11 protein-coding genes and 4 pseudogenes are annotated in these 12,468 nt (G+C 67.1%); 8 read left to right on the plus strand and 7 right to left on the minus strand.

The window, feature by feature from the left end; translation table 11 throughout:
- Positions 1–67 precede the first annotated feature (67 nt).
- Together FHS42_RS30115 and FHS42_RS36380 are read left to right on the plus strand one after the other, a co-directional pair.
- Positions 68–772 (plus strand): hypothetical protein, encoded by a 705-nt coding sequence (locus FHS42_RS30115; RefSeq protein ID WP_184577960.1) that lies wholly within the window; start codon positions 68–70, stop codon positions 770–772.
- A complete protein-coding gene (locus FHS42_RS36380) occupies positions 753–1,394 on the plus strand; it encodes a hypothetical protein (protein WP_221477008.1) in 642 nt (213 codons plus the stop codon). Before FHS42_RS30115 ends, FHS42_RS36380 begins: the two co-directional genes overlap by 20 nt.
- 80 nt (positions 1,395–1,474) lie before the next feature.
- Here the strand turns inward: FHS42_RS36380 and FHS42_RS30125 are convergent, their stop codons facing one another.
- The 5 genes and pseudogenes from FHS42_RS30125 to FHS42_RS30145 form a co-directional block, all read right to left on the minus strand.
- The gene (locus FHS42_RS30125) at positions 1,475–2,020 is read right to left on the minus strand and encodes an SDR family NAD(P)-dependent oxidoreductase (RefSeq protein ID WP_246495638.1); all 546 of its coding nucleotides are present in this window, start codon (positions 2,018–2,020) and stop codon (positions 1,475–1,477) included.
- Between the two features lie 277 nt (positions 2,021–2,297).
- The gene (locus FHS42_RS30130) at positions 2,298–2,627 is read right to left on the minus strand and encodes a type II toxin-antitoxin system PemK/MazF family toxin (RefSeq protein WP_184577963.1); all 330 of its coding nucleotides are present in this window, start codon (positions 2,625–2,627) and stop codon (positions 2,298–2,300) included.
- Positions 2,628–2,933: 306 nt separating this feature from the next.
- Positions 2,934–3,968 carry an NADP-dependent oxidoreductase gene (locus FHS42_RS30135; protein WP_184577966.1) on the minus strand — a complete coding sequence of 345 codons (1,035 nt, stop codon included), beginning with the start codon at positions 3,966–3,968 and terminating at the stop codon, positions 2,934–2,936.
- A 166-nt stretch (positions 3,969–4,134) separates the two neighbouring features.
- Positions 4,135–5,029: pseudogene (locus FHS42_RS30140) on the minus strand (RNA polymerase sigma-70 factor).
- A 94-nt stretch (positions 5,030–5,123) separates the two neighbouring features.
- On the minus strand, positions 5,124–6,332 hold the full coding sequence (locus FHS42_RS30145) for an NAD(P)/FAD-dependent oxidoreductase (protein ID WP_184577969.1): 1,209 nt from the start codon (positions 6,330–6,332) through the stop codon (positions 5,124–5,126).
- 607 nt (positions 6,333–6,939) lie between these two features.
- On the opposite strand from FHS42_RS30145, the gene FHS42_RS39525 reads away from it, so the two are divergent.
- The gene (locus FHS42_RS39525; protein ID WP_246495639.1) at positions 6,940–7,833 is read left to right on the plus strand and encodes a transposase; all 894 of its coding nucleotides are present in this window, start codon (positions 6,940–6,942) and stop codon (positions 7,831–7,833) included.
- On the opposite strand, the pseudogene FHS42_RS30160 reads toward FHS42_RS39525, so the two are convergent.
- A pseudogene (locus tag FHS42_RS30160) lies at positions 7,830–8,237 on the minus strand (ATP-binding protein). The gene FHS42_RS39525 and the pseudogene FHS42_RS30160 overlap by 4 nt on opposite strands.
- 840 nt (positions 8,238–9,077) lie before the next feature.
- On the opposite strand from FHS42_RS30160, the pseudogene FHS42_RS30165 reads away from it, so the two are divergent.
- From FHS42_RS30165 to FHS42_RS30180, 5 genes and pseudogenes are all read left to right on the plus strand, one after another.
- A pseudogene (locus FHS42_RS30165) lies at positions 9,078–9,417 on the plus strand (MerR family transcriptional regulator).
- A gap of 281 nt (positions 9,418–9,698) precedes the next feature.
- Entirely contained in the window at positions 9,699–9,899 is a 201-nt protein-coding gene (locus FHS42_RS39270) for a hypothetical protein (protein ID WP_376772748.1), read from the plus strand.
- A 2-nt stretch (positions 9,900–9,901) separates the two neighbouring features.
- On the plus strand, positions 9,902–10,255 hold the full coding sequence (locus tag FHS42_RS39275; protein ID WP_376772749.1) for a TnsA-like heteromeric transposase endonuclease subunit: 354 nt from the start codon (positions 9,902–9,904) through the stop codon (positions 10,253–10,255).
- A 268-nt stretch (positions 10,256–10,523) separates the two neighbouring features.
- Positions 10,524–11,009, plus strand: coding sequence for a DUF4352 domain-containing protein (locus FHS42_RS30175; RefSeq protein ID WP_184577973.1), 486 nt, complete (start codon positions 10,524–10,526; stop codon positions 11,007–11,009).
- 214 nt (positions 11,010–11,223) lie between these two features.
- A complete protein-coding gene (locus FHS42_RS30180) occupies positions 11,224–11,709 on the plus strand; it encodes an NUDIX hydrolase (RefSeq protein ID WP_184577976.1) in 486 nt (161 codons plus the stop codon).
- Positions 11,710–11,773: 64 nt separating this feature from the next.
- On the opposite strand, the pseudogene FHS42_RS37725 reads toward FHS42_RS30180, so the two are convergent.
- A pseudogene (locus tag FHS42_RS37725) lies at positions 11,774–12,100 on the minus strand (transposase); the annotation flags it as partial.
- Between the last annotated feature and the right edge of the window lie 368 nt (positions 12,101–12,468).

Genomic DNA, 12,468 nt, shown 5'->3' on the forward strand with positions numbered 1-12,468 from the left:
GGCCGGGCTGCGCAGCGGCTGCTGCCCCGACCCGCAACCGGACAGCGCGGGGCACACAGGGCGGCATTTGATCACCAGCACTGTGTACAAGACGGCCCGTGACGAGGACGGAAACCACCGCTCCGAAGACGAGATTCGCGAAGTTCCTTGGGTGACCATCGCCCCCGTCGTGAACGCCATCCAGGTCCTGGAACGCATGGTGCCCCAAGGCAAGCTGCTGTTGGATCGCCACGCCCACGACCTGCGTGGCACCAGGACCGGCGCCGGCTCGCTCACCGTGCACAGTCTGGGCGTCCGGGTGGAGAACCTTCATCACCTGGGCCAACCAGAAGGCAGCAGTCCGCAGGCTGGCCCACGAGGCCATCCCGCCGGACCCGAACGGCAGGATCGGCACCGAACGGTTTCGCCGGAGCCTGGCCTGGCACATCGCCCGCAGCCCCGGCGGCCTGGTCGCGCTCGCGATCAGTACGGCCATCTGCGCACTTGCGTAGCGGCCGGATACGCCGCGCGCAGCAGGGACGGCATCCACAACCTCCTCGACGTTGAGACGGCCCGCGCCACCATCAACACCGTCGCCGACCTGAATGCCGCGCTGAGGACGGCCTCGGCATCTGCGGGCCAGCCGCCCGCCGGGCCATCAACGCTGCCGCCACCGCGCCCCCGTACACCGGCACCGTCATCACCCGCCCGGCAGGCCCGCCAGATACTCGCCAACCCCCACCTGGCCGTCTACGACAATCCACACACCGGTGATGTGCGCATACAAGCGTGACAAGGCTCTATGCCACCGCGGCCTCAAGGACGCCCCCAGCCTCGACCAGTGCGTCCCCGTCTGCGCGAACATCACCCGCACCGATGAGCACGCCGCCTGCCCCCGGCTCCGCGCCACCGCGCTTGACCAGCAGGCAGGCCAACTTCCCAGCCCGCCGGCGAGCGCCTGCGCGACAACGCCGACGCTCACCACCGCACCCGTACCACCCTCCAGACCGGCACGGCATGAGCCCCGCACCCGACGAACGCGACCGTATCCGCGCGGCCATGGACCGCTCCTGCAGGGCACCCCGCAGCACTCCAACGGCGCGCTAACGGCCGGCGCCCTGGCCCAAGAAGCGGGCGTACCGCGCAACGCATTCACACAGCACCATCTGGATCTCAAGAACAATTTCCACGCGCAGGTCAAAGAAAGAGGGCAACCGACCGATGCCGAGGCCCGGTTGCGCCTGCAGGTCGTACGACTCAAGGAGCTCCGGCAGAAGGACAAGACCGAGCTGGCCCAACTACGCACCGATGTGGAAGCACTGGTGCGCGTGGTCAACCAACTGGCGTCGGAGAACCGGCAACTGCGCGAGGCCCCAGCCTCCCATTCAGTCATCCGCGCCTTTCCCGTCCGCTGACGGTCCACCACGCACACCTGCCCGACCTGCCACGGCGCCCGCCTGACGCCCAAGCCCGCTGGCTACCCCTGGGCGGGCGCCTACATCTGCTCGAAGTAAAAGGACCGGATGAAGCAGTCTCGCGGCTGGCCAATCGCGAACAGGACGCAGCCGCGCACGGATTGGGCGGTCAGTGAACCGTCTTGGGTTCGGGAAGCGTGATCCCCGGTGGAGTGGAGCGGGTCACCGTCCGCGAAGCCCGGCGGATAGCGCGAGATGACACGGATACCCTCGGGTCGGAGCCGATGGGAAAGGACGTCGGCGAAGCCTGCCTGGGCGGCCTTGGCCGCGTAGAACGCGGGGTGTGCCTGGGAGCGGTGGTTTCGGGCTTTCGCGGCGGAGGAGACCACGTTAACCACGTCCGCGCCAACAGAGGCGCGCAGCAGCGGCAGGTTGTGTTTGCCCGTCAGCAGTGTGCCGGTGGCTCCGGCGGCGATGGTGTCGGTGATCGCGTCGGCGTCGGCGTCGGCGTCCCACAGATCGGTGCCTTCCAAGTAGCGAGCACCATCGTTGATCAGCACATTTACGCGGTCGGCGTGGGCAGCGATCCTCTCCGTGAAGGCCCGGATGGAGGCCGGGTCGGCCAGATCGCAGGCGAACGCGCGACTCTCGCGCCGCTGTCGGTCGCCACCTCATCGGCCACCCTGTGTGCCGCAGCCAGAGCACGTGCGGACACGAACACGCGCGCACCCAGCCGACCTGCCAGCAGGGCCAACGCTCGCCCGAACTCACGCCCGGCCTCGGTGATTACCACTGTGCGCCCAGTCAGATCCACAAGCGCACACCTCCTTCTCCATAGGGTCTGTCTCTTCGAGCACGATCGGAGCCAGACGAGGAGTGCGTTGGCGGTCACGGTGCAGGCTCCTACTCAAGTCCACCGAGGTGGAGGAGTTCCTGAAGATCACCAAGTTTCGCGGACGACAGGACTCCCGCCTGCTCGACCAGGTCCTTCCGGGTCAAGGTGACCAGCCATGTGCAGGGGATGAGGCCGGGGCGGGGGAATGCGACTCGCAGCACGCCTTCAAGAGGAAGTCCTTCGCAGGCACCTACTGCCAGCTCAGCGGCCACCCCGCCGAGTTCGATGCCGGCGGGAGCGACGACCTGCATCGCCCGGAACTCGGACGCTTCCCCTGACAGCAGTACGACCGGCCGCCGCTCGTCGATATCCGCCCACCAGACTTCGCCACGTTGCACAGGTCCTCCTTGCATAGAACGGCGGGCGAACTTTGTGGTGCGCCCCGGTTCGAACACCTCATCGTCGGCCCTATCCGTGTGGGCTCCGGCCGATCATGAGCACAGCCAGATAACGCCAGCGGCGGCGGTGACAGTGCCGAAGTAGACGTATCCGCACTTGTCACAGCGGGTGGCCACAGCTGTGAACTGCTTCAGTTTTCCGATGGCCCGCTCCACTGAGCATGTCTGGGCAGGATGCGAGCATCACCCGGCCATTTCAGAGGGACGCCATCACGGTCACCGGCGCCGGCGCCGGCGCCGCTCGGGTCAGGGGGCCAGGACGGTCTTGCCGGCCAGCTCTCCGGCGGCAGCCGGGGCGCGGAGCGCGGCCGGGTCGGCACGCAGCCGCTCGGCCAGGTCTCCGCCCTCGACCTGGGCGGCCAACTCGGCGATCCGGGCGAACCGACCGGCAGCACGGGCGTGAACCGCGGCCAGGTCGGCCAGTGGCAGCCGCTCGGCCACCTCGATCACCAGCTCTCCGGCCTCGACGCGGGCGACCAGTTCAGCGAGTTGGGTGACGTCGCTGCGCCCGAACACGTGCACCGCGCGCACCCCCCGTCCGGCATCCTGCGGGCCTGGAGTGGTGACACTGACGAAGGCTCCGCCGTCGGCAACCAGGTCCACCAGCTGCGCGTTTTCCTCAGGACCGGCGGGAGCCAGCTGCAGCACCACATCGAAGTGCCGCCCGGCCAGCGCCTGCACAACGGGGGTCACGGCATAGTCGACGATCCGGTCAGCTCCGTAGGAACGGACACGGTCGCGGCTGCGCGCACCGGCGGTCGCAGTCACGATGGCACCAGTCTGCGCGGCAAGCTGGACGGCGTACCCGCCCACTGCGCTGCCCGCGCCGTTGATCAGGATGCTCTGCCCAGGCTTGAGGTCGGCGTGTTCGAACAGGGCCTGCCATGCCGTCAGCCCGACGAGAGGCAGGGCCGCGGCGTCGGCCAGCTCGACAGTGCGGGGGGCGGAGGCCAGCGCCTCGGCGGAAACGGCGACGTATTCGGCGGCGGCGCCGGGCGCGTCCGCCGGCAGCAGCGCGACCACCGCGTCTCCCACCCTCCAGCCGGACACCCCCTCGCCGATCGCGGTAACGACTCCAGCCAGGTCGAGGCCGGGAATGTGCGGAAAGGCCAGGGCGAGCATGTCCTGTCGCAATCCCGCACGGAGGCCGGAGTCCGCGTCGTTGTACGAGGTGCCGGCCACCTGCACCACGACTTGGCCCACATCTGGCACCGGCCGGTCTGCCTCCTCGTAGACGAGGACGTCGCTGCCGCCGTAGGAGTGGTAACGCACTGCCTTCATGATTTCTCCTCTTCGCTCGCTTGAATGGCTCATGGGCTATCTCCCTGGCAGGTCAGCTGGTGAAGGACTCACGGCCGAGGTGGCCCCACGCCATGCGGCCAGGGCGCGGTAGGCCAGGTCCGCTGCGTTGGAAGGAATGACGTCCGCGGTCGGGGGCCGTTGGTGTTCAGCGCAGGATGAGCGGGGTCGCGGATGTGAGGTGGGACATTTTCTCGGGTTGCGGACGTAGTAGAGGCCGGTGATGCGGGCGTCTTCGATACGAAGCGCCATGACGCCGTCGATCTCACCGTCCAGGCGGACGAGCAGTGCCGGGTTGCCGTTGACCACGGTCGGTTCGGTGGTGAGCGTGCTGTCGAGCTTGCCGATGCCGCCGGCGAACATCCGGGACACCCGCTCGGCGCCGGTGACCGGCCGCAGCGCGGCGTGTTTGATGCCGCCGCCGTCGCTCATCAGGACGACCTCGGGGGCGAGCACATCAAGGAGGGCCTGCGAGTCCCCGCTTTCGATCGCGCGGTGAAACGATTCCAGGACCGCCTGACCCTCGTTCGAGGAGACCACCCGGCGGGGTCGGCGGGCACGACGTGTCGGCGGGCGCAGTGGGCGATCTGGCGGACGGCCGCGGGGCTCTTGTCCACGGCAGCCGCGATCTCGTCGTAGCCGATGTCGAAGGCTTCACGCAGCAAGAAGACGGCACGCTCGGTCGGTGCCAGCGCCTCAAGGACGAGCATGAGCGCCATCGACACGCTCTCGGTGAGCTCGATGTCCTGGGTCACGTCCGGCGCGGTGAGCAGCGGCTCGGGCAGCCAGGAGCCGACGTACGCCTCCCGCTGGCGCTTGATGGTGCGCGGCCGGCTGAGCGCCTGGCGGGTGGTGATCCGGACGAGGAAGGCGCGCTGGTCGCGTACGTGGCCCGGGTCGGCCTTGACCCATTGCAGCCAGGTCTCCTGGAGGACGTCTTCGGCGTCGGCCGCCGATCCGAGTACCTCGTAGGCGACGGTGAAGAGCAGGTTGCGGTGGGCGAGGAACGCGTCGGTCGCCGGGTCAGTGGCGTCGTCGCTTATCTCTCGTCCCTTCTCCTCGTCCTTCGCAGTCGGGCGTGGCGGCCGACCGCGTTCGCGTGCGTCCACAGCAAGACCCTCCACAGCACCCACCCGATCAGGCTGCCCGGTCGGCTGTGGTCGGTGTCCCGGCGCGGTGGGCGCGCAGCATCTGCTTGCGCTTGGCGACGCCTCCCGGCATGCGGTGCAGCCTGAACGAACCGGGCTTGTGCGCCTCCCCGGCCAGGTGCTTGGGGATGCCCGTGCAGACCATTTCCTTGATCCGGGCGCCTAGGCCGTCGTCGATGTGCAGCCACACCGCGACGTCGGACCTGTTGGCGAACTGATAGATGCCCGCGCTTCGGCCCAGGCTGATGCACTGGGCGTACATCGACTGGTGGAGTTTCTCCGGCTCCTCACCCGCGAGCCGGCTGAGCACCGTGTCGGCGGCCCGCGCGCCCAGCGGCAACGCGTTGAGGCAGCTCATCCGCAGCGGCAGGCCGGACGGTGCCGCCGAGTCCCCGGCCGCCACGATGCGCGCATCGTCCACGCTCGTCAGCGTCTCGTCCGTACGCAGGCGACCCACCGCGTCAGTGCTCAACCCGCTGCGCGCGGCCAGGTCCGGAACGCCGAAACCGACGGTCCAAACGGTGACCTCGCTCGGCAACTCACGGCCGCCGGCGAGCCGCACGGCATCGCGGGTCACCGTCGTCACCTTCGCGTCGGGGCCGTCGATGACCGTCACACCGAGCTTGGCCAGCCGCCTCGCAACCGAGCGCCGGCCCCGCGTGTGCAGGTACGGGCCGAGCACGCCACCACACACCAGGGTCACCGTACGGCCGGCCTCCGCCAACTCGGCGGCGGTCTCCATGCCGGTGGGACCGGCGCCGACCACCGTAACGGGGGCCGTCTCCGGCGTGGCGTCGGTGACCGCACGCAACCGCTGCGCCGCCTTCAGGGTTGCGATCGGGTAAGCGAATTCAGCCGCCCCCGGCACGCTCGGTTCGGCGCTGCCACTGCCCACCGCGTAGATCAGGTAGTCGTAGCCGAGCGTGCCGCCAGCCGACAGCGTCACGCTGCGCTCGGCCGCCTCGATCCGGGTCACGGAATCGACCACCAGCCGGACCCGCTCGGCCAAGACGTCCTCGTACGCGACGACCGCGTCGTCGGACCCGCCCACCAACTGGTGCAGGCGAACCCGGTGGACAAGGTCCGGGCGCGGGTTGATCAGCGTCACCGTCACGTCGTCGCGCAGCGTCAGCCGGTTCGCCGCCATCACGCCCGCGTATCCGCCACCGATCACGAGCACATGCGTGTTCCCAGTCATGGCGCCTCCTTCGGTTCCAGGTGTTCGGCCTTAAGTCACCGCACGGCCGGTCGCTGTGACAGGTTGTGACTCAGATCACTTCACTGGGCTCGACCGGAGCTGTGACCGCAGCGGCTCAACAGGGTGGGTCAGGCGACGGTTTCAAGAGCGACACGGTGATTCGGCTTGTCCTCTCACCCAACTCACGGCCGTCAACAACCCCATCAGCCGCGGCGATTAGTGCCTGACGCTGTCGGGGATCTTGGTAACCGGGGTTGTCGATCATGATGAAGATGCCGGGTAAGTGGTCTATCTCTGCTGTTCAAAGACCTATCGAAGAGGCTGGGGACTCGCTGGAGTACGCGGCAGCGACCTGGTGATTGTTGGGCGAACGCATCGTTCGGGCTCTGTGGGGTTGGGGTTTTTGTCGTGACTGGTGCGTCGATGGCGTTCACCCGTTTGTGGTAGCTGCTCCAGGAACCACGGCCCTCGTATTCCGAGCGGGTGGGACGGTTGGCGCCCGCCATTTGGGAGGTCCGAGATGTGCGTTCGCTCCCTTATCGGCTGCGTGGTTCCCGAGTTGACGGTGCGGGTGGCGCGGGCGTGCGATCCGCATGGCACCACGGCGATGGCGATCCGTGACCATCACAATGGTCTGTGGAGTGATGAGGACTTCAAGGAGTGGTACCCGCGCGACGGTAGGCCGGGCCTGTCGCCTGCCCAGTTGGAGACCGTGTCGGTCCTACAGTTCTTGCTGGAACTGTCCGACCGGCAGGCCGCCGAGTCCGTGCGCAGCCGGATCGACTTCACATACGCCTTGGGTAGGGAGCTGGAAGACCCCGGCTTCCACCACAGCATGCTCACCAACTTCCGCGAGCGCCTGACTGAGGAAGACCGGGCGGACAGACTTCTCGGCTTGGCGCTGGAGAACATCCGGGCCGTCGGCCTGGTCCGCGGGCGCGGCCGGCAGCGCACCGACTCCACCCACGTCCTGGCCGCGGTCCGACGGAGGCACCTTGTTCTGGCACGATGTGGACCGCTCGGGGACGGACGAGGCGGCGGTGCTGGGCCCGGAAGACAGCGTCTGCGGCGCGGAGTTCGGGTACGAGGGGGGATTGTTCCCCGGGTACCTCTGCCTCGCGGACCTCTCCCCGGATGCCCGCGAGGTGGTGACGTCGGCGAACGGGCGCGTGAGGGTTCGAGAGCCGGCGACGGGCCGGGAGCGGAAGTTGCCCGGCCGGACGCCCCCGGTGGACGGGGTGTGGTTCGGGCCGGACGGGAACACACTGGTGGCTCAGCGACGGGCCGGCGTCGGGCAGAGTGCGGCGAGTCCTACGTGTTCGCGAAGGAACAGGAGTTCCTCGCGGTCTCCCGCGACGGCAGAACCTTGCTCCGCACCGTCGACAAGAACACCGTGGGCATCCTCCACCTCGACCGGGCGCTCTGGAAGAAGGAGCTGTGCGACACGGCGTGGGCGAGTGTGTCGGCGGTGCGCGTCAAGTTTTTGATCTTGGTCGTCTAGCACGTCAGGCGCACCGCTTGGGGGAGGAAGGCGCTGATGGTCGTGCCGCCGGACGGGGCTGGGGTAACCGCGGTGGCGCGGGCGAGGTGGTTGACCATGGGTCAGCCGAAGCCTCCGGTACCGCCGTTGAGGTCAGGGGTGTGCATGCGTGGTGCCTGCGGGCTGCGGTCACGCACAGCCACTTCGATGCTGTTCGGGTGAGCGGTCAGCTACAGGGTGCAGGTGCCGCCGCCGTGGCGCAGGGCATTGGTGAGGAGCTGCGAGACGACCAGGATCACGGTGTCGGCGGTCTCGGCTGGGATCGGATGTACGAGACCTTCGAGGAGGGTTCGGGTGCTGTCGCGTACATCGGCGACGGATGTTGCGGAGCGGGCGGGTGTGACAGTGACGCTCATCGTGTCCAGCAGAACCACCCCTGGCCCCTGCATCGTCATGCCCGGTTCCGTGTGAGCAGTGCTTGTGCCCGACCTGTGGCCCGTCAACCCCGCGGTGCCATCGTTCGAGGTCGGTTTCCTCACTACCGCACGCGCGAAAATCTATGCTGACTGGAGTAGACATTGGACTGTGGTCTGGTTATGGTTTCTCTCGTAGCCCAGGAAGTCAGCAGGGCTCGGCAGAGACGAACTGCCGGGCAGCAGTACTAGTAGTTGCAGTTGGCAGCACGGTGCGGTGGCGGAGTTTCGAAGCCAGGATTGTTGCAGGACGGCGACGGGACTGGCGACCGAACCGGGTGGCCCGCAGTCATCAGGGGCCGCCGTGAGCAGTACCGCAGTATCCGCAAGTGCAGGATGCATGACCCAGTAGCGAAGTCAGTGAGCAGCACCTCGGTGAAGGCGTCGGCTGCGGGCGCGCGCACCGGGAAGTTCGGCAGTGGGGTTCTAAGCCAGAGCAGATGCAGGACGGGCGACGGGGCTGGCTGCCGAAGAGTGGCGCTTACTCAGGTCACCGAGTAGTTCGCATCACCAGCAGTAGGTAAGTGATCCCAGAGGGAAGAACGGAGGAGCCCCGCGCCATCAGGATCGCCCGGGCGGAAGTCTAGAGCCCGGGTACCGCAGGACATCGCGATAGTGAGGTGGTCTCCGGTCAAGCAACCGCGATCCCCGCACCCCCGACAGCATTCCCGTCGGGTCAGCGGAAACAGAAGGCCGGCGCAGTACCAGGGCCGGCAGATGGTGTAGCAGTTCCTTCGGGGCCCTGGTGCCATAGGCACCGGGGCCCCTCCACGCGTTCCACAAAGAGGTGCGATGACAGCAGACGACTCCTTCGGCCGTCTCGATGACGACGACTACCCCGCCTACACCATGGGCAGGGCCGCCGAGATGCTCGGCACCACCCAGGGCTTCTTGCGCGCCATCGGCGAAGCCCGCCTCATCACCCCCCTGCGCTCCGCAGGCGGCCACCGCCGCTACTCCCGCTACCAACTGCGCGTCGCCGCCCGCGCCCGGGAACTCGTCGATAACGGGACCCCCCATTGAGGCCGCCTGCCGCATCATCATCCTCGAAGACCAGCTCGAAGAAGCCCAGCGCATCAACACCGAATACCGTCACGCCGCGGAATCAGCGAACCCACCGACCGCAGCCTAAGACGGCCAGGACCTCCCCCACAGCTTCGCTGCCACCACCCAGCATGCCGCCCGGAACACCGAGCGTTCCGGGCAACTCCGTCTTCAGCGAACCTTGAACCGACAGCGGCCGGCCCCTGAACGAAGCGCCAAAATTACGCCCTTCGGGCCGTACGGCGACAAGATCGAAAGCGACAACGCCGACCCGGACACCGGCCGCACGGTCCACTGACGCCTGTGATGTCACAACCACTGACAATCCCGCGTCGGCCGACAAAGCGAGTACGCGCGTACGGCGACCCTGTGCTGAGCGCTTTCGACCTGGACTTCTTCGACAACGGTCAGCGCCGCCGCAGCTCGTTGGGCTCCGAGTGGGACGTCCGGTTCGAGCACGTACCGCCTGTACGCGGGTTCCGGTGGAACAAGGGCGACCACAGCTTCGCGGGCTGGTACTACGCGGCGACCACGTCGGCTACGAGTCGTGGCTGGAGCGGGACCGACTAGTCTTGCTGGACTTCGCCCCGGATGTGGTGGGGATCGCCTCACAGCCGTTCTGGCTTCACTGGCGCGAGGCGGAAGGGAAGCGGCGGCACGCGCCTGACTACTTCGTACGGCTGGCCGACGGACGCGCCCGCGTGGTCGATGTCCGTGCCGAGGACAATGCCGACGAGCGGACCGCGGAAGCGTTCGCCGCGACCGAGCGGGCCTGTTCGGCGGTGGGTTGGGAGTTCGCGCACGTCGGTGTTCCGGATCCGGTGTTCATGGCGAATCTGCGGTGGCTGGCCCGCTACCGGCACGGGCGGTGCGGCCGTGAGAGCGATGGCGCCGAGCGTCTGATGGAGGTCTTCCGGTCGGGATAGCAGGCATCGAACTGCGGCCTCCCGCTCCCATAGCAGGTGCTCTTCCAACTGAACTACATCCCGGGGCGGTTCGGGCATACTGTGCGCTCGTATGCGGCTGTAAACGCTGCTCGTGGACCTGGTGGGGGAATGCATGCACGCACGTCGTACGGCCGCTCTCGCGGCATCTGTGGCTCTTCTCGGCGGGTTAGCGGGGTGTTCCGATGATGGAGGTGATGGCGGGTCGTTCAGGTCAGCGCCGGAGACGGTATCGAGTGACGGTGCGCCGGTGAAGTCTGACAACGTGGAAAACGATCCGCCCCCAACTCCCAGGCCTGTGCCAACACTCGCCGTGGGACAGAGCGCGACGTTCAAGGTGTACAACCCCGACGACGACAGCGATGACGACAGCAACGCCGCCACGATGCAAGTAACGGTCGGCGGGCTGGAGTACATCACCGAGGAACAGGCCGATCCGATCAAGCCCGGCAAGACCTACCTCAAGGCAAAACTGACGATCAAGAACGTCGGCAAGGTGCCGGGCGACTTCATGGCATATGGATGTATGCAGTGGGCGAGCGCGACTACACCCGCTCAGGACGTTGATGTGGCTACGCCGACTGGCGAACTCAATCTCGACACCAGGTACGAGCCCGGGCAACAGGCCACGGGCTCGATCGTCCTCACCATTCCCGAGCGCGGAGGAATGATCCAGCACGATGTGAACCCGGTGCTGACGGGCCCGGCGGCGTGGGCTGTGAAGCTGCCTGCCTGAGCTATGCCGGCAGTGGTCCCGGAAGGATTCGAACCTCCGCAGTGGCCGTGTGCGTATGGCTTCGTGTTGCGATTGAGCAGGCCAGAGAGTAAGGCCGCATTCGCGACCCAGATCGTCGAGCGTGTTGCATTCTGCGGGATCTCCTGTGGTGCAAATCACTCATCGCCGCGGCTCGTGGGGCCGAGTTGTCAGTGGGGGCTGAGATCGTGCATCCGTGAGCGAACTGGTTGAGCATGTTGATGAGCACGACCGCGTGTTGGGGATCGTCGAGCGGGATAAGGCGGTGCGTGAGAAGTGGCTGCATCGCATTGCAGCGACGATCTGTCGTGATTGCGAAGGTCGGATCTTGGTGCTGCGGCGGGCCGAGACGTTGTCCCGGTTCCCGGGCTACTACGACGCGATGGTTGGCGGGGCCGTGGACGTGGGCGAGTCATATGAGGAGGCGGCGGTACGCGAGTTGGCTGAAGAACTGGGCGTTCGTGTGCCGGTGCGTTTCCTGTTCAAGCTCCTTTTCCGGGAGGGGATCAGCCCCATCTGGCTCGGCGTGCATGAGGCCGTCGTGTCGGAGACCCCGGTCCCGGACCCGCGTGAGACCGACTGGTACGACTGGCTGACAGTGGCCGAGCTACGCGAAGTCGTTGATGAATGGTGCTTCGTTCCAGGTGGGCGGGAGGCCCTGCGTCAATACTTGGGGTCCTGATTGGGCAGCGGTGCGAAGTCGAGCAGTCTGTCGCCCGGTCTTCCTCAGTCAGGCGCTCGCGGATGTTGGTGAGCATGCTGTGGTGGAAGCCGGGGTCTTCCAGCTCCCTACCCAAGGCGTATGTGAAGTCGATCCGGTCGCGCACGGACTCGGCGGCCTGCCGGTCGGACAGTTCCAGCAAGAACTGTAGGACCGACACGGTCGCCAACTGGGCAGGCGACAGGCCCGGCCTACCGTCGCGCGGGTACCACTCCTTGAAGTCCTCATCACTCCACAGACCATTGAGATGGTCACGGACCGCCATCGCCGTGGTGCCACGCGGATCGCACGCCCGCGCCACCCACACCGTCAACTCGGGAACCACGCAGCCGATACGGGAGCGAACACACATCTCGGACCTCCGACATCGCGGGCGCCAACCGTCCCACCCGCCGCCCGAAATACGCAGGCCGTGGTTCCTGGAGCAGCTACCACAAGCCCCCACCCGCCCGGATCACGCGGGCCGTGGTTCCTGGAGCAGCTACCACAAACGGGTGAACGCCATCGACGCACCAGTCACGACAAAAACCCCAACCCCACAGAGCCCGAACGATGCGTTCGCCCAACAATCACCAGGTCGCTGCCGCGTACTCCAGCGAGTCCCCAGCCTCTTCGATAGGTCTTTGAACAGCAGAGATAGACCACTTACCCGGCATCTTCATCATGATCGACAACCTCGAATACCGAAATCCCCGACAGCGTCAGGCACTGAGGACGTCC

Origin of the sequence: Streptomyces zagrosensis (assembly GCF_014203645.1) — a bacterium.
GTDB classification, from domain to species: Bacteria; Actinomycetota; Actinomycetes; order Streptomycetales; family Streptomycetaceae; genus Streptomyces; species Streptomyces zagrosensis.